The sequence below is a fragment of the Streptomyces sp. NPDC001927 genome (genome assembly GCF_053594455.1).
Window position 1 is genome coordinate 266993 of sequence record NZ_JBSFEN010000005.1, and the last position, 23929, is coordinate 290921.

The window sequence follows — 23929 nt, forward strand, 5'->3', positions numbered from 1 at the left end:
CCCGTCCCGGAATCGGTTCCGCCGCGGTACGGAAGAACCACCCGGGTGGCGGTCAGGACGCCGACGGGCTCGGCAGGCCCAGGGTCGGGGCCGCCGACTCCGGGCGCTCGCGCAGTTCCGTCGTGCAGGCGTACCGGCGCGGGGCGTACCGGCCGGGGCCGCCCAGGACCACGCTCTCCGCGCCCGCGCCCGCCGAGCTGTGCGCGAAGGTGCAGATGATCTGCGACAGCGCCGTCGGCGTCAGGTCCTCCGGCTGCCGGCTGAGCCGCAGCGTGTCCGCCGGGTCGCCCGGCTGCCCGCCGGTGACGACGAGCGGCCCCTTGACCGCCGTGGAGAACCCGGCCTCCCGCTCGCTCTCCGAGGGCTCGCTCAGCAGCTGCGCGAGCAGCGCCGACGCGGTGGCCACCGGGTTCCCGCCCGCCTTCTCCTCCGGCAGCGGCGAGCGCCGGTCCACCGCCTCCAGCTGCGAGCCGCACATCAGGTAGACACGGACCGGGAGCCCGGTCGACTGCGGGGCGATCTCGTCGCCCGTGACGCTGCACGGCACCCGCGAGGGTCCTGGACCTGCGTCCACGGGCACCGACGTCGTCCTGATCCCGCACCCGGAGGCGAGCGCGGCCACGGCCACGGCCGCCGCCACCATTCCCGTACGGACTGCCCTGCGGCGGCTCAACGCTCCTCCACCTCGTCCTGCTCGTCCTGCTCGTCGTCCTGCGGAAGCCGCAGCACGAACACCGCGCCGTCACCGTCCGGCGAGTTCGCGGCGGTGATCGAACCGCCGTGGATCAGCGCGTTCTCCATGGCGATCGACAGACCGAGACCGCTGCCCTCCGACCGGGGCCGGGACGCGCTCGCCTTGTAGAAGCGGTCGAAGACATGCGGCAGGACCTCCTCCGGGATGCCCGGGCCGTGGTCCCGTACCGCGATGACCAGCTCGCCGTCCTCCGTCCGCACCGACACCCGCACCGGCGAACCGCCGTGCTTGAGCGCGTTGCCGATGAGGTTCGCCAGGATCACGTCGAGCCGGCGCGGGTCGAGCCGCGCCATGATCCCGCGCTCGGCGTCCAGGTCCACGGCGTCCAGCCAGGCGCGGGCGTCGATGCAGGCGGTGACCTGGTCGGCGACATCGACGACGTCCAGGACGAGCCGGGCGGTGCCCGCGTCGAAACGGGTCACCTCCATCAGGTTCTCCACCAGGTCGTTCAGCCGACGCGTCTCGCTCACCACGAGCGCCACGGCCGGCGCGATCATCGGGTCGAGGTCGTCCTGCTCGTCCTCCAGGACCTCCGTGACGGCCGTCAGTGCCGTCAGCGGGGTGCGCAGCTCGTGGGACATGTCCGCGACGAACCGCCGGCTGGACTCCTCCCGCGCGCTCATGTCCGCGACCTTCTTCTGCAAGGACTCGGCCGCGCTGTTGAACGTACGGGACAGATCCGCCAGTTCGTCCGTGCCGGAGACCCGCAGCCGGGTGTCCAGCTCGCCCTCGCCCAGCTTCCGCGCCGCCTCGCCGAGCCGGTGCACGGGCCGCAGCACGGTCGTGGCCGCCGCCTGCGCGAGCAGCGCGGAGCCGACGAGCGCGAGCGCCGTCGCGATCCCCAACGACCAGGCGAGCGAGTTCAGATCGGCCCGCTCGGCCTCCAGGGACTTGAACATGTAGCCGGTCGGCCCGCCGCCGGTGATCCGCGTACCGCCGACCAGGTACGGCGTCTTCCCGCGCTGCGTCCGCTGCCAGAACAGGTGGTACGGGCTGGTCTCGCCGTCCGTCGCGGGCCGCGCCGTGTCCACCGCGACCCGCAGCGACTCCGGCACGTCGGCCAGCGTGAACGTGTCCGGGTTCGAGGCCCCGATGATCGGCTTGCCCGCGTCCCGCTCCCCGAGCAGCAGCACGCTGTACCCGGCGCTGCCGCTCGCCATCTGGTCGGCGGTGCGCCGCAGATCGTCCTCGGTGGGACGCAGCGGCAGCGTCGCCGCCCGGTTCTGCATCTCCTGCCGGAAGTCGTTCAGCGCGCCGTCCTGCGTCCGCGTGAGCACCGCCTCGCGGTTCAGCCAGTACGCGATCCCGGACGCGGACACCGCGGCCGTGAGCGCGACGAGCGCGAAGACGACGACGAGCCGCAGCCGGAGGCTGGTGAAGCGGAGCCCGGCGAATATCGCTTTTCTCACGCAGGGACGTCCAGCCGGTAGCCCACACCCCGGACGGTACGGATCAGGGTCGGCGAGGACGGCACGTCCTCCACCTTGGCGCGCAGCCGCTGGACACAGGCGTCCACGAGCCGCGAGTCGCCGAGGTAGTCGTGCTCCCACACCAGGCGCAGCAACTGCTGGCGCGACAGGGCCTGTCCGGGCCGCCGGCTCAGCTCCAGGAGCAGCCGCAGCTCGGTCGGCGTGAGCTGCAGGTCCTCCCCGTTCTTCGTCACCGTCATCGCCGAACGGTCGATGACCAGCGAACCGAACGTCGCCGAGTCGGTCGACTCCCGTTCGCCGCGCCGCAGTACGGCCCGGATCCGGGCGTCGAGCACCCGCCCCTGGACCGGCTTGACCACGTAGTCGTCGGCGCCGGACTCCAGGCCGACGACGACGTCGATGTCGTCACTGCGCGCGGTGAGCAGGATGATCGGCAGCTGGTCGGTGCGCCGGATGCGCCGGCACACCTCGAAGCCGTCGATGCCGGGCAGCATGACGTCCAGTACGACCAGGTCCGGACGCTGCTCCTTGAGCAGCTTCAGGCCGTCCTCTCCCGTCGCCGCGGTGGCCACTCGGTGGCCCTGGCGTGACAGGGAGAGTTCGAGGGCCGTGCGGATGGCGTCGTCGTCCTCGATCAGCAACAGGAAAGGCACGGACGTCATTCTGTCCCATGCGGCCACCGGAGTTCGACTGTGCGGCAGGACCCGCCCCTGTGACACGGCTGTGACAGTCGGCGGACACCCCGATGAAAGTGCCCGGGCAGAGTTCTTGGCACACGGACCGAACAGACTCCAACCGACGGGGGGCGCGAGATGAACGCACTGCACAGCACCACCACGAGCGCAGTGGTCACGCGTCTCCACGATGTCGTCGTGCGGGGCGGGACGGAGAAGTCCGGCGGTGTGAACGGACGGGGGTGCGTTCGCGGCGCCGGGCGTCAGCACAAGGCGCCGTACATGGTCGCCGTGGCTGACGGGGGAGCGGCGTACGGGGAGGTCAAGGGGGAGCGGCAGTCGGCGTCCGAGGCGGAGTTCACCGCCTACGTCGCCGAGCGTCGTGCCTCCCTGTACGCCACCGCCTACCACCTGACCGGTGACCGGTTCGAGGCCGAGGACCTGCTGCAGAGCGCGCTGTTCTCGACGTACCGGGCCTGGGACCGGATCAGCGACAAGGCGGCGGTCGGCGGCTATCTGCGCCGCACCATGACGAACCTGCACATCAGCGCGTGGCGCCGGCGGAAGCTCAACGAGTACCCGACGGAGGAGCTGCCGGAGACGGCGGGCGACACGGACGCGATGCGCGGCACGGAGCTGCGCGCGGTCCTGTGGCAGGCCCTGGCCCGGCTGCCCGAGCTCCAGCGCACCATGCTGGTGCTGCGCTACTACGAGGGCCGTACGGATCCGGAGATCGCGGAGATCCTGGACATCAGTGTCGGCACGGTGAAGTCGAGCATCTGGCGCTCGCTGCGAAGGCTGCGCGAGGACGAGGTGCTGAGCTTCGGCCGTGACGAGGAGGAGTCCTTCGGCGAGCTGGTGGCCTGAAGGTACGGGGGGAACACGGGGGAACAACGGGGGGACGTACGGGGGTACGGGGGAAAAGGCGCGGGCGGTACAAGCCGGGGGAGCTTGTACCGCCCGCGTCGTTCTGTTCGGCGGCGTCGCGCTTATCGCGCCGCGGGAGTGCGGTGGCGGCCCGCCGCGGCGGCGGCCAGGCGGCCCAGGGCCTCCTGCTTCGCGCAGGGGTGGGCGCCCAGTTCGGTCTGGCGGGCCACGATGGAGCGCTCCGAGCGCATCAGGCGCCAGCCGCGGCGGAGCAGGAACGGGACCGACTTGCGGCCCTCCTTGAGGTCGCGCAGGAGCCGGCGGCGGAACGTCGTCGAGGGGCGGCCGCGCAGGCACAGCGCGTCGGCGAGGACGCCGAGCTCCTGGCAGCGCTCCACGATCTCCGCCGCGAAGATCCCTTCCGCCACGAAGAGCGGGGTGCGGCCGATGTCGAGGGCCTCCCGGTCGACGCGCGAGCTGCTGGCGAGGGAGTAGACGGGCACGTCCGTACGGCCCGAACGGCACAGGTCCACGATCGCGGCGACGGCCGCGTCCGCGTCCCAGGAGCGTGGGGAGTCCCAGTCGATGTCGAGGCTGTCCGCGACCAGCGGGAGCGTCGGGTCGTCGCCCTCCTTGTAGAAGTCGTCGAGGCGCAGGACCGGGAGGCCGGTGGTGGCGGCGAGGGACGACTTGCCGGAGCCTGAGGGGCCCGCGAGCAGGACGACACGAGTCGGGATCGGTTGGGAACTCACGGGACACCAGTGTGAACCATTCCCCCGCGCAGGGGACCCCCGAGGAGGGGGGTTGGTATCGAGCATCACACCTCAACTACGCTCGGTGTCCCTGTCATCACCCAACGTCGAAGGACTCTCATGGCGCGTCACAAGGAATCCAGGAGCGCCCGCCGCGGCGCCCTGCTGAGGGCCGGGCTGACCGCGACGGCGGCCGGGGCGGCCGTGCTCGGCCTCGGGGGAGCCGCCCAGGCGGCCCCGCTGCCGCTGCCGGTCGACTCGCTCGTCGGCAGCGACGCCGCGTCGGCCCTCGGGGCCACCGGGCACGCCGTGGGCCCGCTGACCAACCTCCAGCTGGACCCGCTGGCGAACACCGGGGTCGACCCGCTCGACAACGGGCTCGGCACCCAGGTCGCCGACTTCAAGCCGGTGGGCACGAACCTGGTGACGGACCACGTCACGAAGGGCGGGGGCCTGGACGACCTGCCGCTGGTCGGCGAGGTGACGGGGCTGCTGCCGAAGGCGTAGCGGGACGTCGGCGGGCATGGGAAACGGCCCCCGGGCGCACGCCTGGGGGCCGTTTCTCCGTGCCGCTAGTACGAGGAGCCGCTCGCGCCCAGGCTGCCCGTGGGGTGCCAGACCGTCTTCGTCTCCAGGAAGGCCGTCAGGCGGTCCGTGCCCGGGGAGGCCGTGAAGTCCACGGCGCGGGGGCGCAGGACGCGCTTGAGGTTGTCCGCGGCCGCGATCTCCAGCTCACGGGCCAGGTCGGCGTCCGCGCCCGTCAGGTCGATCGCGTTGACGTCCTGGTGGGCCGCCAGGTGCGGGCCCATCTCCGCGGCCTTGCCGGAGAGGATGTTGACCACGCCGCCCGGCAGGTCCGAGGTGGCGAGCACCTCGCCCAGGGAGAGCGCGGGGAGCGGGGACTTCTCGCTCGCGACCACGACCGCCGTGTTGCCCGTGGCGATGACCGGGGCGATGACGGAGACCAGGCCCAGGAACGAGGAGTCCTGGGGCGCGATCACGGTGACGACGCCGGTCGGCTCCGGGGTCGACAGGTTGAAGTACGGGCCGGCGACCGGGTTGGCGCCGCCCACGATCTGGGCGATCTTGTCCGTCCAGCCCGCGTACCAGACCCAGCGGTCGATGGCCGCGTCGACGACCGCCGCCGCCTTGGACTTCGACAGGCCCTCCGCGTCCGCGACCTCGCGGACGAACTGGTCCCGGCGGCCCTCCAGCATCTCGGCGATGCGGTAGAGGATCTGGCCCCGGTTGTAGGCCGTCGCGCCCGACCAGCCGCCGAACGCCTTGCGGGCGGCGACGACCGCGTCACGGGCGTCCTTGCGGGAGGAGAGCGGCACGTTCGCCAGCCAGTTGCCCTTGGAGTCCGTCACCTCGTACACCCGGCCGCTCTCGGAGCGGGGGAACTTGCCCCCGACGTACAGCTTGTAGGTCTTGAAGACGTTCAGGCGCGTCTGCTGCTCAGACATCGAGGTAGGCCTCCAGACCATGACGGCCACCCTCGCGGCCGAAGCCCGACTCCTTGTAGCCGCCGAAGGGCGAGGTCGGGTCGAACTTGTTGAACGTGTTGGCCCAGACGACGCCCGCCCGGAGCTTGTTGGCGACCGCGAGGATGCGGCTGCCCTTCTCCGTCCAGATGCCCGCCGACAGGCCGTACTGGCTGTTGTTGGCCTTGGCGACCGCCTCGTCCGGCGTACGGAACGACAGCACGGACAGGACCGGGCCGAAGATCTCGTCGCGGGCGATGGTGTGCGCCTGCGTGACGCCGGTGAAGAGCGTCGGGGCGAACCAGTAGCCGGCGGACGGGATCTCGCAGGCCGCCGTCCAGCGCTCGGCGCCCTCCGCCTCGCCCCGCTCGACCAGCGAGGTGATGCGGGCCAGCTGCTCCGAGGAGTTGATGGCGCCGATGTCCGTGTTCTTGTCCAGCGGGTCGCCCAGGCGGAGGGTGGACAGGCGGCGCTTCAGGGAGTCGAGCAGCTCGTCCTGGATCGACTCCTGGACCAGCAGGCGGGAGCCCGCGCAGCAGACCTGGCCCTGGTTGAAGAAGATGCCGTTGACGATGCCCTCGACGGCCTGGTCGATGGGGGCGTCGTCGAAGACGATGTTCGCGCCCTTGCCGCCCAGCTCCAGGGTGACCTTCTTGTCCGTACCGGCGATGGAGCGCGCGATGGCCTTGCCGACCGCGGTGGAGCCGGTGAACGCGACCTTGTTGACGTCCGGGTGCTCGACGAGCGCCGCACCCGTCTCCCCGTAACCGGGAAGGATGTTGACGACGCCCTTGGGCAGACCCGCCTGGCGGCAGATGTCCGCGAAGAACAGCGCGGTCAGCGGGGTGGTCTCGGCCGGCTTCAGGACGACCGTGTTGCCCGTCGCGAGCGCCGGGGCGATCTTCCACGCCAGCATCAGGAGGGGGAAGTTCCAGGGGATGACCTGGCCGGCCACGCCCAGCGGGCGCGGGTTCGCGCCGTAGCCCGCGTGGTCGAGCTTGTCGGCCCAGCCCGCGTAGTAGAAGAAGTGCGCGGCGACCAGCGGGAGGTCCGCGTCGCGGGTCTCCTTGATCGGCTTGCCGTTGTCCAGGGTCTCCAGGACGGCCAGCTCGCGGCTGCGCTCCTGGATGATCCGGGCGATCCGGAAGAGGTACTTGGCGCGCTCGGCGCCGGGCAGCGCGGACCACTTCTCGAAGGCCTTGCGGGCCGCCTTCACCGCACGGTCGACGTCCTCGGTGCCCGCCTGGGCGACCTCGGAGAGGACCTCCTCGGAGGAGGGGGAGACGGTCTTGAAGACCTTGCCGTCGGCCGCGTCGACGAACTCGCCGTCGATGAACAGGCCGTAGGAGGGGGCGATGTCGACGACGGACCGGGACTCGGGCGCCGGTGCGTACTCGAATGCAGATGCCATGATGATCAGTCCACCGTCACGTAATCGGGGCCGGAGTAGCGGCCGGTCGCCAGCTTCTGACGCTGCATGAGCAGGTCGTTGAGCAGGCTGGAGGCACCGAAGCGGAACCAGTGGTTGTCCAGCCAGTCCTCGCCGACGGTCTCGTTGACCAGGACCAGGAACTTGATGGCTTCCTTGGTGTTGCGGATGCCGCCGGCCGGCTTCACGCCGATCTGGACGCCGGTCTGCGCGCGGAAGTCGCGGACCGCCTCCAGCATCAGGAGCGTGTTGGCCGGGGTGGCGTTGACCGCGACCTTGCCGGTCGAGGTCTTGATGAAGTCGGCGCCCGCCATCATGCCGAGCCAGGAGGCGCGGCGGATGTTGTCGTACGTGGAGAGCTCGCCGGTCTCGAAGATGACCTTCAGGCGCGCGGCGCCCGAGGCCTCCTTGACGGCCCTGATCTCCTCGTAGACCTTCAGGTACTTGCCCGCGAGGAAGGCGCCGCGGTCGATGACCATGTCGATCTCGTCGGCCCCGGCGGCGACGGCGTCGCGGGTGTCCGCGAGCTTGACGTCGAGCGCGGCGCGGCCGGCCGGGAAGGCGGTGGCGACGGAGGCGACCTTGACGTCGGAGCCCTTCAGGGCGGCCTTGGCGGTGGCCACCATGTCGGGGTAGACGCAGACCGCGGCGGTCGACGGGGTCGTACGGTCGGTCGGATCGGGATTGACGGCCTTGGCGGCGAGCGCCCGGACCTTGCCCGGGGTGTCCGCGCCTTCGAGCGTCGTCAGGTCGATCATGGAAATGGCCAGGTCAATGGCGTAGGCCTTGGCCGTGGTCTTGATCGATCGGGTGCCGAGGGACGCGGCGCGCGCCTCCAGGCCGACGGCGTCGACGCCGGGCAGCCCGTGGAGGAAGCGGCGCAGCGCGCCGTCGGACGCGGTCGCGTCGGCGAAAGCGGAAGCTGCGGATGCAGTGGTGGGCATGGTCACCAGTCGAGCATATCTACGCGCGTAGCGGCCTGTACAGCCCCGTGTTTCCGGAACGGGATTCGTGACGGCCGTCACGCTCCTGTGACACGGAACGGACAGCTCCCTCATACAAGATCATTAGATTCTTTCTCAGCAGCCAGCCAGAACTCACCGGCCCCGACCGAACGAGATGTCAGCGGCATGCGGCTCTTCCTCATCCGACCTGTATCTCATCCACAGGAGTCGTTATGCGCACCGCCCTTCGCACCGCCGTCGCCACCGCCCTCCTCGCCGGCGTCGCCGTCACCCCGGCCCTGACCGCGGGAACGGCCTTCGCCGCCGACGCCAAGCCGGCCGCCGGCGCCGGGAAGACGGCTGACGCCCCCGGCACTCTCGTTCGTACGGAGACCCTCCGCGACGGCACCATCGCCAAGATCTACAAGGTCAACGCCCTCAACCACCGCGCCGAGCTCTTCTTCGACGGCAAGCCCGTCGGTGTGCTCGACGCCAACACCCGCCCGGTCGCCGGGAACGACAACGGCGCCTTCTTCGTCCTCTTCGAGGACGGCCGCACGCTGTCCTGGGAGCGGAACTACGTCCCCGGCGCGCAGCCGGGCGTCTACAAGCTCGCCGACGGCACCGTCCTCGAACTCGCCAAGAAGGACGGCCGGTACGGACTCCAGGTGATCGAGAACGGCAAGGGCCGTGGCTTCACGTACCTGAACGGATCGCGCCAGGTCTGGACGTACGGCAAGGCCGTGGTCGTCCTTGAGCAGGACGGCGGATTCGCCGCGTACATCCCCGGCTCCAAGGTCCAGGCGGCCCCTGCCCCGGTGGGCACGGGCGGTGGCCAGGGTCCGGAGACCCCCGTCGGTGACAAGATCGGCACCCGCAAGCTCGCCGACGGCACGGTGGGCGACCTGTGGCGCCACGCCAAGGGCCACTACACGCTGGAGCTGAAGACCGCCGCCGGCAAGCCCCGCGGCAGCATCACCGCCGGTGGCCCCGGCGGCAAGGCGGAGAAGGGCCAGCAGTTCGGCGAGATGTGGGTGACCCTCGACAACAAGGGTCAGGTGGGCTCCTGGCTCAACCGGAACCTCGGCACCGACTACTCCGACACCACCAAGGGCTGCACCGTCACCCGGAACAGCGGCTCCGCCTTCGACGAGCTGAGCCTGGAGCTCGTCAACAGCCCCTCGGGCCCGCTCGCCCGGATCCACCACGACGACGCGGGCAAGGTGCTGGCGACCCTGACCCTCACGAAGTCGACCGCCCTCGCCGACGGTGTGTGGCTGTCGACCATGCCCGGCGCGAAGAAGCCGTTCGTGCAGATGCGCACCAGCGAGCCCGAGGCGCTCTTCACCCTGAACTTCCCCGATCTGCCGAAGGGCTGCGCCGCGGGCACCCCCGAGACGAAGCCGACCACGCCCGCTCCGGGCACGTCCGCCGGTAGCACCTCCGGGCAGACCACCGTCGTCCCGCAGGGCGGCGTCGCCGCCGGTGCCGAGATCGAGGGCGCCAACGACACGGCGCTGCTCGCCTCCGGCCTGGGCGCGGCCTCCGTCGTCGCGGCCGGTCTCGGCTTCACCGTCCTGCGCCGCCGGGCCGCCGCCCGCGGCTGACCGCGCTCGTCCCACCCCTGCCCTCGACCCGAGGGCACGTTCCACCCCCTGCCCCTTGACCCGAGCAGGAGCAACACCCCACCCCGGGCCGGCCGTCGCACACTCCGTGCGGCGGCCGGTCGCATCGCCGCCCGGAGCCGCCCCGTGAACCGCCGCCGTACCGCGTCCGCCCTGCTCGTCCTCGCCGCCCTGACCGCCCTCACCGGGTGTGGCGGTGGCGCGTCCGCGCCCGCCGCCATCGCGCCGCCCGCGAAGGTCGTGGAGGCCGCCTCGCCCGCGCCCACCGCGTCCGCCGCCCCGATGGCGCGCTCCAAGCCCGTACGGGTGCGGGTGCCGGCCGCCGGGGTCGACACCGGGCCGGTGCTCGAGCTCGGGCTCGCCGGTGACGGGACCGTCGAGGTTCCGTCCGAGGCCGACGCCGAGCGCATCGGGTGGTACGACAAGGGCGTCACCCCGGGCCAGACCGGCCCCGCGATCCTCATCGGGCACTTCGACACCGCCCGCGGCCCCGCCGTGCTCAAGAACGTCGCGAAGGTCCGCGTCGGCGACGAGATCACCGTCACCCGCGCCGACGGCACCGACGCCGTCTTCCGCGTGCGCGAGCTGGAGCAGGTCGACAAGAAGACCTTCCCGACCAAGAAGGTGTACGGGGACACCACCCGGCCCGAGTTGCGGCTCATCACCTGCGGCGGCGAGCTGGTCGACGGGCACCGCCCCGACAACATCATTCTCTACGCCGATCTGGTCACCCGAGCCGCCTGAGCCGAGCGGCGGGGGCTGAGGCAGAATCGGCATCATGACGAGCCCCCAGCCGCCCGCCGAGCCGGCCTTCGCCGACCGTGTCTTCCGTTCGCCCCTCGGGATCGCGGGCGGGGTCCTGCTGATCGGGCTGACCACGTGGTTCTGCGTCGACGCCATGGTCCGGGGCACGGGGCGCACGCCGTGGCTCGCGCTCGCGAGTCTGCTGCTCGTGGTGCCGCTCGTGGTGGCGTTCACGATCCGCCCGGCGGTGTACGCCAACGAGGAGCGGCTGCGGATCCGTAACCCCTTCCGCTACATCACGCTGCCCTGGGCCTCGGTCGCCGACGTCCGGGCCGGGTACTCCAGCGAGGCTCTCACGCAGGACGGGGGCACCTTCCAGCTCTGGGCCGTGCCCGTCTCGCTGCGGCAGCGCAAGCGCGCGGCCCGGCAGCAGGCGCGTGCGTCGCAGGACGACCCGCACGGCCGCACGTCCGTGCAGGCGCGGGTGGACGACCGGGACCGGCTCGCCCCGGCCGACCAGACCATCGCCGACCTGCGCGAGCTGGCCGAGCGCTGCGCGAGCCGACCGGAGGCGCAGGGGGAGCCGCAGGTGCGCTGGGCGTACGAGATCATCGCGCCGGCGGTGGCGGGGCTCGTCCTGCTGATCATCCTGCTCGCCACCGGCTGACGCCCCAGGGGCCGCCCGAACCGGTCCCACCGGCCGGCGCCCCGCGCCTGTCCGGTCCTGTCGACTTCCGTCGGGTTTCGTGTCCCTCTCCGGGCGCGTACCGATGAGTCCCTTCTGGACCCCGAGCGGGTGCCCAAGGGGCGTCCTGGGGGCAACCGACCGGTGAAGCGTGCACGCGGCGATTGGTTTAGACCCCAACTACCATCAGCGTCTCCATAGATTGCTCCTGCCGAGACTGTGGGGGTGGGGGCATTGGTCATTTCAGGGAAGCGCTGTCTGTTCGACATGGGAATGGACGGGCGGTACACCTGGCGCCTGGTGGCGCAGAACGGTCGCGTGATCGCCCGTTCAGGGGAGTGTTTCTCGGATCACGCGAGCTGTCGCGCGGCTTTCGAGCGGCTCTGCGCGGGTCAGGGCGGAATGGCCGGAGGTGTCCAGCACACCGCTGAGGGCAACGGCTGGATCTGGCTGCTCAGAGACGTGCGGGGGAGAACCGTCGCCGTCTCCGGACGGGCCTACGAGAGACACGCGACCTGCCGGTCGGCGTACGACAGATTTCGCGTCCTGCTCGTTCAAGAAGGGGCGGATTGGGTCTCAACTTCCCTGTTGTGAACGGAAGTTGCCCCTCGCACTCCCCTCGTTCACTTTGCCGCGCGGGGGCGTCCACCGGACCGGATGAACGTCGTCACCGTGACCACAGAGACGACAGACGCACCGAGACGACTGCACAGTGACCCCGGTCTGCCCGACCGGATCTTCCGTACCGTCGCGCGGAGCGGCGGCGGATTCGTCCTGGCGGTCATGGTGCTCGTCGGAGGCTTTCTTCTGCTGCGCGCGTGGCAAGCGCTCTCCCAGGCCGGGTGGTCGTTCCTCACCACGGAGGCATGGGAGCCGGACGCGGGCCGCTTCGGGATCGCCGCGGTCATCGTCGGGACGATCCTGATCGCGCTCGTCGCGATCTCCGTCGCCGTCCCGCTCGCGACCGGCGCCGCGCTCTACATCTCCGAGTACGCGCCGCCCGGGCTGCGCAAGACCCTCATCTCCACCGTGGACCTGATGGCCGCCGTGCCGTCCGTCGTCTACGGCCTGTGGGGCGTCTTCTTCCTGGAGGAGTCGATCCTCCCGATCGCCCGCTGGATCGCCACGTACTTCGGCTGGATCCCGCTCTTCCGGGTCGACGGCGCCGACCCCTCCGACCCGCTCGCGCCGCCCACCATCTACACCTCCTCGACCTTCGTCGCCGGCCTGGTCGTCGCGATGATGGTCGCGCCGATCATCTGCTCGATCATGCGCGAGGTCTTCTCGCAGGCCCCGGCCGGCGAGCGCGAGGGCGCGTACGCGCTCGGCGCCACCCGCTGGGGCATGATCCGCAGCGTCGTCCTGCCCTTCGGCAAGGGCGGCATGATCGGCGGCACGATGCTCGGCCTCGGCCGCGCCCTCGGCGAGACCATCGCCGTCTACATGGTCATCTCGCAGGTCTTCACCGTGCAGTGGCACATCCTCCAGACCGGTACGAGTTCGGTGTCGTCGCTCATCGCGCTGCGCTACGGCGAGGCCACGACCTTCGGCATGTCCGCCCTGATGGCCGCCGGCTTCGCGCTCTTCGTCATGACCCTGATCGTCAACTTCGCCGCCTCGTCCATCGTCGCCCGCAGCCGTTCCGGCGCCTCCAGCGACGCGTAAGGGAGACCCGTCCCGATGACCATCGCCCCGGAGAGACCGCCCCTGACCAAGGGGACGGCGCCCGCCCGGCCGTCCGTCGGCGAGCGGCGGCGCGCCACCGGCGGACTGCGCGCCACCGACGTCTACGCGACCCTCGGCGCCGCGGCCGCCTCGATCGCCCTGACCTGGCTGCTCTTCGCCCGGCTGCTGCCCTTCAGCGGGGCCGTCGGTTTCGTCCTCGTCGCGTACGTCCTCTTCCTCGGCCTGTACGCGCTGCTCGTCTCCTTCGACGAGGACGGTCCGGCGGTACGCGACCGGTTCGCCTCCGTCGTCGTGCGGAGCGCCGGGATCGTCCTGGTCGCCGTCCTCGTCTTCGTGGTGGCGTTCACGCTCTGGGAGGGGCGCAAGGCGCTCGTCCATCTCAACTTCTTCACCGAGGACATGAGCCTGGCGGGCCCGCTGGAACCCCTCGACGTCGGCGGTGTCCTGCACGCCGTCGTCGGCACGCTGGAGCAGATCCTCATCGCGCTCGCGCTGACCGTGCCCACCGGGGTGCTCTGCGCGGTCTTCCTCAACGAGGTGCCGGGCGCCTTCGCCCGGCTCGTCCGCACGATCGTGGAGGCGATGACGGCGCTGCCGTCGATCGTCGCGGGCCTCTTCATCTACGCGACGATCATCCTGGCCCTCGGCGTCGACCGTTCCGGGCTCGCCGCCTCGCTCGCGCTCTCGGTGATGATGCTGCCGATCATCATCCGGGCCGCCGACGTCGTCATCAGGCTCGTGCCGGGGACGCTGCGCGAGGCGTCGTACGCGATGGGCTCCTCGCGCTGGCGGACGGTCTGGCACGTCGTCCTGCCGACCGCGCGCTCCGGTCTGACCACCGCCGTCATCCTCGGCACCGCGCGCGGGGTGGGGGAGACCTCGCCCGTGCTTCTCACGGCCGGCTTCACGGCGGAGCTGAACGCCCTGCCGACCTCAGGGCCCCAGGTCTCCCTGCCGCTGGCCACCTTCGAGCTGGTCAAGTCGCCCGAACCGAACATGATCGCGCGCGGTTTCGGCACCGCCGCCGTCCTGATGCTGCTCGTCCTCTTCCTGTTCGTCGTCGCGCGGATCGTCGGCGGGCGCGGACCGGGCCAGTTGACGAAGCGCCAGGAGCACCGGCGGGTCCTCGCGTCCCGGCGGGACGCCGAGCGCATGGCCGGGAAGGCCCCGGCGCCCGCATCCGTACGTCGTCCGACAAGGAGCACCCCGTGAGACCCGCAACCCTCGTCCGGATCGGCCTGGCCCTCGGGGCCGTGCTGTGCGCGGTTCTGGCGACCGTCCAGCCGCCCGCCGCGCACGCCGCCGGATACACGAAGATCACCGGAGCGGGCTCCACCTGGAGCTCCAACGCGGTCGAGCAGTGGCGCCGCAACATCGGCGCGAACATCGGCCTGACCGTCAACTTCAACGCCAACGGCTCCTCCCAGGGCCGTGAGCAGTTCAAGAACGGCACGATGGACTTCGCCGTCTCCGAGATCCCGTACGGGCTCAAGGACGGCAACGTCACCGACGTACCGCCGAAGCGCGGCTACGCGTACATGCCGATCGTGGCCGGTGGCACGGCCTTCATGTACAACCTCAAGATCGGCGGCCGGCAGGTCACCAACCTGCGGCTCTCCGGTCCCGTCCTCGCCGGGATCTTCACCGGCAAACTGACGATGTGGAACGCGCCGGAGATCAAGGCCGACAACCCCGGCCTCACCCTCCCCGCGCGGCGGATCGTGCCGGTCGTCCGCTCCGACGGCTCGGGCACGTCCGCGCAGTTCACCACCTGGCTCGCCAAGGAGCACAGCGGGGTCTGGAACGACTACTGCCGGCGCGCGGGCCGCCAGACGCCCTGCGGCATGACCTCCTACTTCCCGGTCGTGCCCGGCTCGACGATGGTCGCCAAGTCGCAGTCGCTCGGCGTCTCCGCGCACGTGCGCCAGCCGCAGGGCGAGGGCGCGATCACCTACGTCGAGTACTCGTACGCGCTCAACGCGCACTTCCCGGTCGCCAAGGTGCTCAACAAGAGCGGGTACTACATCGAGCCGACCGCCTCCAGCGTGGCCGTCGCGCTGCTGAAGGCCCGGATCAACGGCGACAGGAACTCCTCGAACTACCTGACGCAGATCCTGGACGACGTCTACCGCTCGGGCGACGAGCGCAGCTACCCGCTCTCCAGCTACTCGTACATGATCGTCCCGACGACGGAGAGCTCCCCGCACACCAAGGAGAAGGGCCGCTCGCTCGGCACCTTCGCCCAGTACTTCCTCTGCGACGGTCAGCAGCAGGCCGAGGAGCTGGGCTACTCGCCGCTGCCGAAGAACCTCGTCCAGGCCGGCTTCGACCAGGTCCGCCGCATCCCCGGCGCCCCGACCGGCGCACCTGACCTCTCCAAGTGCCGCAACCCCACGTTCTCCCCGGACGGCACGAACACGCTCGCCAAGAACGCGCCCCGGCCGAAGGCCTGCGACAAGAAGGGCCCGACGCAGTGCGCCGACGGCACGGCGGGCGCCAAGGGCACCAAGACGCCGGTGAACAACGGCGGTTCGGGGTCGGGCGGCTCGGGGGCGGGGTCCGGCTCCGGGTCGGGCTCGGGCGGTTCCACGGGCGGTACGACGGGCGGCTCGGGCGGTGCCACCGGCGGGGCGTCCACGGCCGGTGCGACCGGGGGCGGCGCGGCGACCGGCGGTGCGACGGGCGGTGCCACGGGCACGGCCGGTACGACCGGTGGCGGGGCCGTCGACCCCGACACGGGGCAGATCCTCGACGGCGGGGCGGCCGGCGGGGGCGGCGGGGACTCCTCCGTCGTCGGTACGCCGGTCACCCTCGCCTCCGACGCGGCCGGCGGACTGCGCACGCTCCTGATGGCCCTGTCCGGCGTGCTGCTGCTCGGCGTCGTGGTCGGGCCCCCGCTGGTGGGCCGCGCGCTCGGCGCCCGTAACCGCCGTAAGGGAGGCCTGATATGAGAACGGCGATCCGGGTCAGGGCCGGTGCGGGGGCGCTCCTCGCCGCGGTCGTCCTGGCGCTGCTGCCGCTGCCCCAGGACCTCCCGGCCGCGGCGGCGACCGGCGACGGCGGCCAGGACGCCTCGGCGGTGACGAAGAAGGGCACGAAGGGCGAGTACGACGACTTCTCCGACCTGGAAGTGACCGTCCACCAGACCAAGAACCTGCGCGCGCAGGGGGTGAAGGTCAGCTGGAAGGGCGGGAAGCCGACGAACGGCACCGAGAACAACTTCCTCCAGATCATGCAGTGCTGGGGGGACGACGCCTCGGGGCCGAAGCGGGAGCAGTGCCAGTTCGGCGTGGTGTCCGGTGCGTCGGACTTCGGCCTCCGGACGAGTCTGCGGGAGCTGGAGCTCGGCAAGGACCCCCGCGAGACGCAGTACGACGAGACCGTCCCGGACCCGGACGCCCCGAGTGAGCAGATGCAGCCGTTCGTCCCCTTCCAGCCGGTGGAGGGCCCGCCGACGAGGAAGCGGAGCGACTTCACGTACTTCGGCCCCGGTGACACCAACGAGGAGGTCTTCGCCAACACCAAGCCCGACGGCACCGGCCAGGCCGTCCTGAGCCTGCAGACGACCCGCGAGGCGCCGCATCTCGGCTGCGGCGATCCGGTACGGCGGGACGGGGTCACCCGGGGGCGCTCCTGCTGGCTCGTCGTCGTCCCGCGGGGCGTTCACGACCCCGACGGAACGACGGGAAGCGGCGGTCAGCTGAACACGTCCCCCCTGAGCACCTCGAACTGGGAGCGGCGGATCGTCTTCCCGCTCGACTTCCTTCCGGTGGGCGATCCCTGTCCGGCGGACCGGGCGGAGCTGCGGCTCAGCGGGTCGGAGCTCGTCACCGAGGCCATCACCTCCTGGCAGTCCACGCTCTGCGCGGGCGGGTCGTCGCGGTTCACCTTCAGCCAGCGCGGCGAGGACCTCGCCCGTACCGCCCTGACCAGCGGCACTCCCAACGCGCCCGGCCTCGTCTTCACGGTCGATCCGGTCGAGGGCGCCAAGGACGCCGGGGTCGTGCACGCGCCGGTCGCGGTGAGCGGACTGACCGTCGGATTCTTCTGGGAGGCGAACCTCATCGGGCGCGTGCCCGAGCTGCGGCTGAACCAGCGGCTCCTCGCCAAGCTCCTCACGTACTCCTACGCGTACGACGTCCGGTACCTCACCCAGAAGGACCCGGCCCCGGCGCATCTGGCGGGAAATCCGCAGTCCATCGTCCGGGACCCCGAATTCCTCAAGCTCAATCCCGCCTTCGAGCAGGCGGCACAACCTCCCCAGGTCTATCCCGGCGGAATCGTCCTCTCGGCCGAGCGGTCCGACGTGAACAGCGTCGTCTGGAAATACCTGCGCTCGAACGCCGACGCCAAGGCGTTCCTCGAAGGGAAACCCGATCCCTGGGGAACGAAGCTCAATCCGAATTTCAGCGGTCTGCAGCTGGGCACGACCGGAACGAATGAATTCCCGAAGGTCGACCCGACCGAGACGGAGCTCGAGTCCGGCGGCAAGAAGATCACGTACACGATCACCGAGCGCTCGCCGTACTCCATCGACATGCACGACGCCGCCCGACTGGTCCGCAAGGGCAACAACGGCGGCACCCTGGAAGCCCGCGACGACTCCACGGGGCAGATCAAGCTGTACCCCGCGGAGTACCTCCCCGGGGCGCGCAAGGCCTACGGGATCATGGACACCCCCTCGTCCACGCGGTACCAGATCCAGACGGCGGCCCTGCCGAACGCCGACGGCACCTATGTGCAGCCCACGACGGCCGCCATGCTCGCCGCGGTGGACCGGTTCAAGGACTCCGCGGAGCCCGGGGTGCTCGACTCCGACCCCTCGCGGGCGCGCGGCGCCGCGTACCCGCTGACCATCGTCACCTACGCGGCGGCCACCCTCGCGCAGCCCAAGGAGGCCCGCGAGGAGTACGCGCGGGTGCTGCGCCACGCGGCGGGCGCCGGCCAGAAGCAGGGCACCGCGCCCGGTGAACTCCCGTACGGGTACGCGCCGATGCCGGCCAGGTTGAAGACGCAGGCCAACGCGGCGGCCGACGCTCTGGAGCGTGGGCAGACGGCGGGCGGGCCCGGCGGCTCGTCGGGTGACGCCTCGGGCTCCGGCGGGGCGGGCGGCTCATCGGGCGGCGGCTCGGTCGGCGACTCCGGGGGCGCGTCCTCGGGCGGCGCCGGTACGGACGGGGGCGCGGGCGACCCGTCCACCTCGCCCTCCGCCGCGACCGGTGCGTCGGCCTCGACCGGCGGCGGCGACACCTCCCCGAAGGAGCAGCTCGCCGACTCCGGCACCACCCCCTCCGAGGTGCTCGGCGTCGTCCGCTGGGTGCTGCTCGGCGTCCTGGTCGCGGGCGGCGCGGCGGGGCTCGCAGGACCGGTGATGCTGCGGTACTCGGCGTGGCGGGCGGCGAGCGGCTGACCCCTGCCGTCCGGAATCCCCGGAACCAGCGACACCGGTTCCGGGGATTCCGTACACCGTTCATGGAATTCCCTTGGAGTCACCTAGGAAAGGAACTGGTAACCCAAACTGTGGCTGGATTTTGTGGCCGTTCGGGGGAGGTCTGCGGAATTGTTCTCCTCGGCCGGTCGACGGGCCGGTCGCAGAATAATCCGGATTTGCTTGTGCGTCCCTTTCCTGGCTTTCGTCATCCGTTTTCACGGAGGAGAACAGAAGTGAACGTCAAGTCCCGCGCTCGTATCGGTGCCGTCGTCGGTGCCGCCGCCCTCGGCCTCGGTGTCATGGCCGCCCCCGCCGCCCAGGCCGACCCGGTTCCGGTCACCGACTACCGCCAGCTCGCCGCCGTCGGCTCCGACACGACCCAGGACGTCCTGAACGGCCTCGGCAACTCGGTCCGGGACGCCGCCAACGCGAAGATCATCGCCTCGTGGAACGCCACGGGTTCGGCGACGATCAAGACCAAGGCGACCGACTGCGTCATCAACCGGCCGAACGGTTCCTCCGCCGGCATCGACGCGCTGCGCAACGCCGTCGACACGGCCTCCGGCTGTGTGGACGTCGCCCGTTCCTCGCGCGGCCCGGTGGACACCACGACCACCGACCTCACCTTCATCCCGTTCGCCAAGGACGCGGTGACGTGGGCCAAGCGCTCGGACAGCGCCCTGCCGTCGAACCTGACCACGGCCGACCTCAAGGGCATCTACGAGTGCTCCATCACGACCCTGAACGGTGTCGCGCTGACCCCGATCCTGCCGCAGGCCAACTCCGGCACGCGCCAGTTCTTCCTCAGCTCCATCGGTGTGACCACGCCGGGCGCCTGCGTCACGCAGGGTGTCCAGGAGAACGACGGCACCGTCCTCGACAGCGCCGGCGACGTGGTTCCCTACTCCGTCGCGCAGTACATCGCGCAGGAGAACGGCAACGTCACCGACCGCCGCGGCGCGGCCGTCCTCGGCTCCATCGCCGGTGTCGCCCCGCGCAACACCAACGGCACGCTGAACGTCTCCTTCCCGCTCGCCCGTGACGTCTACAACGTCGTCCCGACCGCCAAGCTGACCGACGCCACGATCGCCTCCACCTTCGTGGGCTCCTCGTCCAAGGTCTGCCTGGACACCGCCACCATCTCCGCCTACGGCTTCGGCACCGTCGCCAACTGCGGCGACACCACGCTCCGCGCCGAGCGCTGACCCGGGCGGCCCACGCCACCCGAACCCCAGGCCGGGCACCCGCGAGGGTGCCCGGCCCCCTCCCGTATCCACCGACACCTCTCGTGGAGAGACCAGATGCACCGGCTCGCACCGCACAGATCACCCATAGCCCTGCTCACCGCGCTCGGCCTGCTCCTCGGCGCACTCGCGGCGACCCTGGCGCTCTCCACCGACGCCCGGGCGGCCGAACGGCTCGGCAAGCTCACCCTGTCGCCGACGACGGGCTCCGCCTACGACGTACTCGACGAGAGGGTCACCACCGACGTGGCCTGCCCGGCGCAGACCACGGAGCTGGGCCTCTACATGGTCAACCCGGCCAACGGACAGGTCCGTCGGATGCAGACCACGGGAGTCGGCGGCTACACCGGCACAGGGCCGGTCGACGTCGATCTGCCCCGGGGGACCATCGAGGTCATCGGGTGGCTCCCCGGCCCCGCGTTCGACGGCGTCTACCCGCTCCAGCTCCACTGCCTCAAGACCGGCGAGAACCACACCACGTCCGCCGCCTACTTCAGCACCAACATCCGGGTCACGGGCGACACCTGGACGGTCGTCGACGCCGAGTCCACCACGACCTCGCTGACCGCCGCGCCCGCCGCCACCGCCGTCCTCGGCGCGGAGGTCACCCTCACGGCCGCCGTCGCGCCGGCCACCGTCGCCGGTGAGGTGACCTTCGGCTACGAGAAGAGCGGCACCCGCACCGAACTGGGCAAGGTGACCCCGGCGTCCGGGACCGCCGTCCTGAAGACCACCGCCCTCCCGCAGGGCGTCATCAGCCTCTTCGCCACGTTCGCGCCGACCGACCCCGACGCCCACGCCCCGTCGGCCGGCAGCGTGGCGACGTACACCGTCACCCCGGCCCCCACGCAGACCCCCACCGACACCCCGTCCGGCACCCCGAGCGAAACGCCGTCAGAGACCCCCTCGGAGACCCCGTCCGAGACGCCCAGCGAGACCCCGAGCGAGACCGGGACGCCGACCCCCGACCCCACCGACACCGCCGACACGGCCGGGACTTCGGGCGGTGACAGCTCGTCCGGCACGTCCGGTTCCGGCGGCTCGTCCGGCGGTTCCGGCGGCAACGGGTCGCTCGCCGCGACCGGTACGCCCATGGCCGCCGCCGCGCTCGGTGCCCTCTCGCTCGTCCTGCTCGGCGCCGCGCTGGTGATCCACGTCCGCCGCAAGGGACTGCTCACCTTCCTCTGATCCGTCCCAGCCCTCCGATCCACGCCGGAGCCCTCCCGTGACGACCCCTTCGCCGACCGCCGCCCGCCGCCCCGGGCTCGCCCTCACCGGGGCGGCACTGTGCGTGCTCGCGGCGCTGCTCATCGGCTTCGCCGCCAACCTGACCGTCGTCGGCCATCTCCAGCACGCCCGCGACCAGCGCACGGCGTACGACGAGCTGCGCGAGCAACTCGCCCTGGGAACGGCCCCCGTGGGCCAGCAGACCTTCGACGGCAAGCAGCTCGCCCTCGGCGCCCCCGTCGCCCTGCTGCGCATCCCCGCCCTCGGGCTCCGGGAGGTCGTCGCCGAGGGCACCACCTCCGAGGTCCTCATGTCCGGGCCGGGGCACCGACGCGACACGCCCCTGCCCGGACAGGAGGGCATCAGCACGATCATGGGCCGCCAGTGGGGGTACGGCAGCCCCTTCGTCGGCGTCCACCGGCTGCCCGCAGGGACCAGGATCGAGGTGACGACCGGACAGGGCAAGGCGGTGTACGAGGTCGAGGGCGTCCGCCGCCCCGGCCAGCCGCTCCGCCCCGCACCCGGCGCCGGCCAGGGCCGGCTCGTCCTCACGACCGCGAGCGGCGGCGCGTACACCCCCCGGGACATCGTCCACATCGACGCCAAGCTGGTCTCGGCCGCGCAGCCCAGCCCGCCCCGGCCGCTGCGCCCCGGCTGGATCACCGCCGCCGAGAAGCCCCTCGCCGGCGACCAGAGCGCCTGGCTCGCGGTCTTCCTCGGCATCCAGGGGCTGCTGCTCGCCGCGCTGCTCACCGTCGCCGCCCACCGCAGATGGGGGACCAGGCAGACCTGGGTCGCCGCCGTGCCGGTCCTGCTCGCCCTCGGCGTCCTCGTCTCCGGGCAGCTCACCCGGCTGCTCCCCAACCTGCTCTGAACGCACAGGAGTTCACCACCATGACCGATGCAGCGGACACCGTCACCCTGCCGCCGATCCACTCCACCTCCGGCGCCGCCGCCCTGGAGGCGGACGCCGTCTCGGCCTGGTTCGGCGACCACAAGGTCCTCGACCGGGTCTCGCTCGCCATGCCGGCCCGTGAGGTCACCGCCCTCATCGGTCCCTCCGGCTGCGGCAAGTCCACCTTCCTGCGCATCCTCAACCGGATGCACGAGCTGATCGGCTCCGCCTCGCTCGCCGGCCGGGTCCTCCTCGACGGACAGGACATCTACGACCGGGGCCGCCGCATCACGCACGCCCGCCGCGAGATCGGCATGGTCTTCCAGAAGCCCAACCCGTTCCCCGCGATGTCCCTCTACGACAACGTCCTGGCCGGCCTCAAGCTCAACGGCATCAAGGCGACCCGCGACGGACGGGACGACCTCGTCGAGGAGTGCCTCACCAAGGCCGGGCTCTGGAAGGAGGTCAAGGACCGGCTGCGGCAGCCCGGCGGCGCGCTCTCCGGCGGCCAGCAGCAGCGGCTCTGCATCGCCCGCTCGCTCGCCGTCCGGCCGCGCGTGCTGCTCATGGACGAGCCCTGCTCGGCGCTCGACCCGACCTCCACCCGGCGCGTCGAGGAGACCATCGCCGAGCTCAAGTCCGAGATCACGATCGTCATCGTCACCCACAACATGCAGCAGGCCGCCCGCGTCTCCGACTCCTGCGCGTTCTTCCTCGCCGAGCAGGGCACCCCGGGCGTGATCGTCGAACACGGCGCGACGGAGGACATGTTCGGCTCGCCGCAGGACTCCCGTACCGCCGACTACGTCAACGGCCGCTTCGGATAGACCGCCGGACCGCGTGCGCTACGGCGCGCCCTCCCACACCAGCAGCATGTACCCGCCCAGCCACGCCGAGGACAGCGCCGCCCCGCCGAGCACCAGGGCGGCCACACGGCGGCGCGCCCGGGCGACCGCGAGCGCGAGCGGGAGCAGCAGCGGGAAGTCGGGCAGCAGGAACCGGGCGCGGGGGAAGTACACGCCCCCGCTGCCCAGGACCACGCACAGCAGCACGCCCGCGAAGACGAGCAGCGGCAGCGGCTGGCGGTCGGCGACGCAGAGCACGAACAGCGCGGCGGCGGCGATCAGCACGACCGAGACCACGACCAGGAACAGCTGCGGCTCCTGGAGGTAGACGAACTGCCTGCGCAGCTGGCGCAGCGTTCGCGAGCCGCCGTCCACCGTGTTGTGCCAGGACCTCTGCACCACGAAGTACCCGTCCCAGCGCCCGAGCCGCAGCCCCACCCAGCCGACGTACCCCAGCCAGCCCAGGGGAGCGGCGAGCGCGGCGACGAGCGCCGGGCGGCTGCCCGCGCGCGCCGTGAGCAGCCCCGCCACCGACACCGCCGCGGCGACCGCGATCCCCGTCGGCCGGGTCAGCCCCGCCGCCACCGCGAGCCCCGCCGCCCAGGCCCAGCGCCCGTCGAGGACCGCGTACAGCGCCCACGCGGCCAGCGCGGTGAACAGCGACTCCGTGTACCCCATCCACTGGACGACGGCGACCGGCAGCGCACCCCACAGCACCGCGAGGACCGTGCCCACCCGGCGCCCGTACAGCCGGTCGCCGACCGCGAAGATCCCCCAGGCGGCGGCGAGCGAGCAGACCACGGCGAGGACCAGGCCGACCGAGGCGCGCGAGCCGGGCGTGACCGCCGCGACCGCCTTGATCAGGGCCGGGTAGAGCGGGAAGAACGCCAACGGCCGGTGACCCGGCGGCTCACCGGGCGGCCCCGGCGCGTACCCGTGGTCCGCGATCGCGAGGTACCAGAGCGAGTCCCAGCTCCTCGCGAGCGTCGGCCAGATCCCGTGGCCCTGGGCGTGCGCCCAGCGGCCGAGCACGAGGAGTCCCAGGAGCCGTACGGCCAGATAGCCGAGGAGCGCGGGCGCCGCGTGCCGCAGGGCGCCGCGCACCCGCCTGGGGAGCCGGACATGCCCTGGGGACGGAGGCCGCCGGGAGGCCGGAACGGTCGGACGGGCGGTCAGGACCGGGGGCACTGCGGCGGCTCCAGGGAGGCTCGGC

The 23929-nt window shown here is 71.8% G+C and carries 22 protein-coding genes; 14 read left to right on the plus strand and 8 right to left on the minus strand.

Translation table 11 applies throughout. From position 1 onward, the window contains the following. Positions 1–52: 52 nt before the first annotated feature. The 3 genes from ACWCO8_RS15160 to afsQ1 are packed head-to-tail and all read right to left on the minus strand — an operon-like array spanning position 53 to position 2837. Positions 53–673 (minus strand): hypothetical protein, encoded by a 621-nt coding sequence (locus ACWCO8_RS15160; protein ID WP_362017472.1) that lies wholly within the window; start codon positions 671–673, stop codon positions 53–55. Next, on the minus strand, positions 670–2163 hold the full coding sequence (locus tag ACWCO8_RS15165; protein ID WP_362017470.1) for a HAMP domain-containing sensor histidine kinase: 1494 nt from the start codon (positions 2161–2163) through the stop codon (positions 670–672). Before ACWCO8_RS15165 ends, ACWCO8_RS15160 begins: the two co-directional genes overlap by 4 nt. Beyond that, the gene (gene afsQ1 / locus ACWCO8_RS15170; protein WP_181019089.1) at positions 2160–2837 is read right to left on the minus strand and encodes a two-component system response regulator AfsQ1; all 678 of its coding nucleotides are present in this window, start codon (positions 2835–2837) and stop codon (positions 2160–2162) included. The genes ACWCO8_RS15165 and afsQ1 overlap by 4 nt, the downstream gene beginning before the upstream one ends. Before the next feature lie 159 nt (positions 2838–2996). Between afsQ1 and ACWCO8_RS15175 the strand changes: the two genes are divergently transcribed. Further along, a complete protein-coding gene (locus ACWCO8_RS15175; RefSeq protein WP_362017468.1) occupies positions 2997–3725 on the plus strand; it encodes a SigE family RNA polymerase sigma factor in 729 nt (242 codons plus the stop codon). A gap of 122 nt (positions 3726–3847) precedes the next feature. On the opposite strand, the gene ACWCO8_RS15180 is transcribed toward ACWCO8_RS15175, so the two are convergent. Next, complete coding sequence (locus ACWCO8_RS15180) at positions 3848–4543, minus strand: uridine kinase family protein (RefSeq protein WP_362017466.1); 696 nt, start codon at positions 4541–4543, stop codon at positions 3848–3850. A 54-nt stretch (positions 4544–4597) separates the two neighbouring features. Here ACWCO8_RS15180 and ACWCO8_RS15185 point away from each other — a divergent pair, with 54 nt between their 5' ends. Beyond that, positions 4598–4984, plus strand: a complete 387-nt coding sequence (locus tag ACWCO8_RS15185; protein WP_362017464.1) for a hypothetical protein — start codon at positions 4598–4600, stop codon at positions 4982–4984. A gap of 65 nt (positions 4985–5049) precedes the next feature. On the opposite strand, the gene ACWCO8_RS15190 is transcribed toward ACWCO8_RS15185, so the two are convergent. The 3 genes from ACWCO8_RS15190 to deoC are packed head-to-tail and all read right to left on the minus strand — an operon-like array spanning position 5050 to position 8334. Beyond that, positions 5050–5943, minus strand: coding sequence for an aldehyde dehydrogenase family protein (locus ACWCO8_RS15190; protein WP_362017462.1), 894 nt, complete (start codon positions 5941–5943; stop codon positions 5050–5052). After that, positions 5936–7372, minus strand: a complete 1437-nt coding sequence (locus ACWCO8_RS15195; protein ID WP_362017460.1) for an aldehyde dehydrogenase family protein — start codon at positions 7370–7372, stop codon at positions 5936–5938. The genes ACWCO8_RS15190 and ACWCO8_RS15195 overlap by 8 nt, the downstream gene beginning before the upstream one ends. 5 nt (positions 7373–7377) lie before the next feature. Then, on the minus strand, positions 7378–8334 hold the full coding sequence (gene deoC / locus ACWCO8_RS15200; RefSeq protein WP_362017458.1) for a deoxyribose-phosphate aldolase: 957 nt from the start codon (positions 8332–8334) through the stop codon (positions 7378–7380). Between the two features lie 233 nt (positions 8335–8567). Here deoC and ACWCO8_RS15205 point away from each other — a divergent pair, with 233 nt between their 5' ends. The 12 genes from ACWCO8_RS15205 to ACWCO8_RS15260 all read left to right on the plus strand — a co-directional run bounded on the left by ACWCO8_RS15205 (position 8568) and on the right by ACWCO8_RS15260 (position 22698). Next, the gene (locus tag ACWCO8_RS15205) at positions 8568–9941 is read left to right on the plus strand and encodes a hypothetical protein (protein ID WP_451032576.1); all 1374 of its coding nucleotides are present in this window, start codon (positions 8568–8570) and stop codon (positions 9939–9941) included. 144 nt (positions 9942–10085) lie between these two features. Next, positions 10086–10703: a class F sortase gene (locus ACWCO8_RS15210; RefSeq protein ID WP_451032577.1), complete on the plus strand. Its 618-nt coding sequence runs from the start codon at positions 10086–10088 to the stop codon at positions 10701–10703. Positions 10704–10737: 34 nt separating this feature from the next. Further along, positions 10738–11370, plus strand: coding sequence for a PH domain-containing protein (locus ACWCO8_RS15215; protein ID WP_451032578.1), 633 nt, complete (start codon positions 10738–10740; stop codon positions 11368–11370). A gap of 291 nt (positions 11371–11661) precedes the next feature. Next, complete coding sequence (locus tag ACWCO8_RS15220; RefSeq protein ID WP_451032850.1) at positions 11662–11982, plus strand: DUF1508 domain-containing protein; 321 nt, start codon at positions 11662–11664, stop codon at positions 11980–11982. Positions 11983–12060: 78 nt separating this feature from the next. Continuing rightward, positions 12061–13053 (plus strand): phosphate ABC transporter permease subunit PstC, encoded by a 993-nt coding sequence (pstC, locus tag ACWCO8_RS15225; protein ID WP_451032579.1) that lies wholly within the window; start codon positions 12061–12063, stop codon positions 13051–13053. A 15-nt stretch (positions 13054–13068) separates the two neighbouring features. Beyond that, positions 13069–14286 carry a phosphate ABC transporter permease PstA gene (gene pstA, locus ACWCO8_RS15230; protein ID WP_451032580.1) on the plus strand — a complete coding sequence of 406 codons (1218 nt, stop codon included), beginning with the start codon at positions 13069–13071 and terminating at the stop codon, positions 14284–14286. Then, positions 14283–16025 (plus strand): phosphate ABC transporter substrate-binding protein PstS, encoded by a 1743-nt coding sequence (pstS, locus tag ACWCO8_RS15235; protein WP_451032581.1) that lies wholly within the window; start codon positions 14283–14285, stop codon positions 16023–16025. The genes pstA and pstS overlap by 4 nt, the downstream gene beginning before the upstream one ends. Then, on the plus strand, positions 16022–18484 hold the full coding sequence (locus ACWCO8_RS15240; protein ID WP_451032582.1) for a hypothetical protein: 2463 nt from the start codon (positions 16022–16024) through the stop codon (positions 18482–18484). Before pstS ends, ACWCO8_RS15240 begins: the two co-directional genes overlap by 4 nt. Positions 18485–18738: 254 nt before the next feature. Further along, entirely contained in the window at positions 18739–19710 is a 972-nt protein-coding gene (locus ACWCO8_RS15245; RefSeq protein WP_451032583.1) for a hypothetical protein, read from the plus strand. Positions 19711–19806: 96 nt separating this feature from the next. Continuing rightward, positions 19807–20937, plus strand: a complete 1131-nt coding sequence (locus tag ACWCO8_RS15250) for a hypothetical protein (protein WP_451032584.1) — start codon at positions 19807–19809, stop codon at positions 20935–20937. Positions 20938–20974: 37 nt separating this feature from the next. Continuing rightward, on the plus strand, positions 20975–21850 hold the full coding sequence (locus ACWCO8_RS15255) for a sortase (RefSeq protein WP_451032585.1): 876 nt from the start codon (positions 20975–20977) through the stop codon (positions 21848–21850). Positions 21851–21870: 20 nt separating this feature from the next. After that, a complete protein-coding gene (locus tag ACWCO8_RS15260; protein WP_451032586.1) occupies positions 21871–22698 on the plus strand; it encodes a phosphate ABC transporter ATP-binding protein in 828 nt (275 codons plus the stop codon). Between the two features lie 18 nt (positions 22699–22716). Here ACWCO8_RS15260 and ACWCO8_RS15265 read toward each other — a convergent pair whose 3' ends face one another. Beyond that, on the minus strand, positions 22717–23904 hold the full coding sequence (locus tag ACWCO8_RS15265; RefSeq protein ID WP_451032587.1) for a hypothetical protein: 1188 nt from the start codon (positions 23902–23904) through the stop codon (positions 22717–22719). Positions 23905–23929: the final 25 nt, after the last annotated feature.

Coding starts and splice junctions, on each gene's coding strand:
- ACWCO8_RS15250 (WP_451032584.1), top strand. CDS start 19,807: ATGCACCGGCTCGCACCGCACAGATCACCCATAGCCCTGCTCACCGCG.
- ACWCO8_RS15190 (WP_362017462.1), bottom strand. CDS start 5,943: ATGTCTGAGCAGCAGACGCGCCTGAACGTCTTCAAGACCTACAAGCTG.
- ACWCO8_RS15220 (WP_451032850.1), top strand. CDS start 11,662: ATGGACGGGCGGTACACCTGGCGCCTGGTGGCGCAGAACGGTCGCGTG.
- ACWCO8_RS15180 (WP_362017466.1), bottom strand. CDS start 4,543: ATGCTCGATACCAACCCCCCTCCTCGGGGGTCCCCTGCGCGGGGGAAT.
- pstA (WP_451032580.1), top strand. CDS start 13,069: ATGACCATCGCCCCGGAGAGACCGCCCCTGACCAAGGGGACGGCGCCC.
- ACWCO8_RS15175 (WP_362017468.1), top strand. CDS start 2,997: ATGAACGCACTGCACAGCACCACCACGAGCGCAGTGGTCACGCGTCTC.
- ACWCO8_RS15185 (WP_362017464.1), top strand. CDS start 4,598: ATGGCGCGTCACAAGGAATCCAGGAGCGCCCGCCGCGGCGCCCTGCTG.
- ACWCO8_RS15195 (WP_362017460.1), bottom strand. CDS start 7,372: ATGGCATCTGCATTCGAGTACGCACCGGCGCCCGAGTCCCGGTCCGTC.
- ACWCO8_RS15205 (WP_451032576.1), top strand. CDS start 8,568: ATGCGCACCGCCCTTCGCACCGCCGTCGCCACCGCCCTCCTCGCCGGC.
- ACWCO8_RS15240 (WP_451032582.1), top strand. CDS start 16,022: ATGAGAACGGCGATCCGGGTCAGGGCCGGTGCGGGGGCGCTCCTCGCC.
- ACWCO8_RS15260 (WP_451032586.1), top strand. CDS start 21,871: ATGACCGATGCAGCGGACACCGTCACCCTGCCGCCGATCCACTCCACC.
- ACWCO8_RS15215 (WP_451032578.1), top strand. CDS start 10,738: ATGACGAGCCCCCAGCCGCCCGCCGAGCCGGCCTTCGCCGACCGTGTC.
- deoC (WP_362017458.1), bottom strand. CDS start 8,334: ATGCCCACCACTGCATCCGCAGCTTCCGCTTTCGCCGACGCGACCGCG.